Genomic DNA, 1,348 nt, shown 5'->3' with positions numbered 1-1,348 from the left:
CAGATGCTGGAGGTAGAGTAACGCAGGAGCTTGTTACCGAGGATCACTATTCGCTTCAATCATCTGCCTTGCCTACAGCACGTTGAACTCCCGCTGAAAGATCACATATTTAATAGGATTGGTATTATAATGACGCTTGTGGATCTGGTGCCCGCATTCGATCCCACCATTGTTTGTCGGCAACTATTTGCCCTTGATCATCTATTGCTGGGTAGGGAATTTGTTTACGGCGGCAAGCTTTGGCGTATACGGGGTGTCCTTGTTCAAATAGCATGGTTTGGCAATAAGCGTGATCTAGTTTACGTGTTCCGTACATATTGGCCGCTTCGCGTTGACGCTGAGCTTCATACATCACTAATGCCGATGCGACAGATACATTAAGCGACTGCACCATGCCACACATCGGAATAATGATATGTTGGTCTGCTGCCGCTATGGCTTCAGCGCTGACACCGTCACGTTCGTTGCCCATGACAATGGCAGTGGGTTGAGTGTAATCAATCTCGCGAAAATCGACTGCTGAGTCTGAAAAAGTCGTGGTTAATATCTGCATTTTTTGTTGTTTAAAGGCTTGGTGAGCTTCTTCAAAGGTGTAATGTTTAACGGTATTAACCCATTGCTGACTACCTGAGGCCGTATTACCTGATACCCGCATATCAATATCGGGCCACACCGCATGGATCTGGTGGATACCTACGCAATCTGCCGAGCGAATAACCGCAGCAATATTATTGGTCATATGCACTTTATCAAGGCAAACCGTTAAGTCGACTTGGCGGTTATCAAGCATTTGATTTATACGGGAAAAACGTTCTGGGCTCATGGAGGAGTTCTACTTAATTGTATTCAATTTATTGTAATGTTTGCGTTCAACAAAAGCGCTCAATACGCTTAAGAAAAGTGATCAGCATTGAAAGCAAAATGATATTTCGCGCGACATTATAACGTTAAATGACTAAGCCTAAAACGCTGTTGATCCCGACAAGAGAATGATTAGAAGATAACAATCTTTGCAAAGACATTTTTGTTGTGGTTTTTGCGGAGTAAAAACAATGTAACGTCGATTGAAAATCTTGATGATAATGCTAATTTGTCAATATAAAATAATCGCTTTTGATAGCTTGCTTTTAGAATCGCTTACTTGAATGAGATATGATATTTCGTCACCAGTATGATCAAACTTAACGAAAGGGCATGCTGGGTTTTTTGGGGGAGTGCATCTAATACTAATCTCATTAAATATCTGGTCAGTTCAGAGTCTCTCAGGTTTTTCAATTCAAGGCACATTGATGTAGAAATGGTTGTTGCCTTTTAAATCGATGTAACACAGAAGTGGAATACCTGAGAG

At 41.8% G+C, this 1,348-nt stretch carries 1 protein-coding gene; it reads right to left on the bottom strand.

The features are described 5' to 3' along the window. Positions 1-124: 124 nt before the first annotated feature. Complete coding sequence (trmH, locus tag ACWXWT_RS20510; RefSeq protein WP_456043406.1) at positions 125-823, bottom strand: tRNA (guanosine(18)-2'-O)-methyltransferase TrmH; 699 nt, start codon at positions 821-823, stop codon at positions 125-127. Positions 824-1,348 lie beyond the last annotated feature (525 nt).

The sequence above is a fragment of the Shewanella sp. A22 genome, from assembly GCF_053850585.1.
The sequence above is the reverse complement of the archived record's forward strand: the minus strand, read 5'-3'. Positions and strand labels throughout refer to the sequence as shown.

What these genes read in the sequence shown, in the direction of transcription:
- trmH (WP_456043406.1), bottom strand. Translation starts at nt 823, where the DNA reads ATGAGCCCAGAACGTTTTTCCCGTATAAATCAAATGCTTGATAACCGC.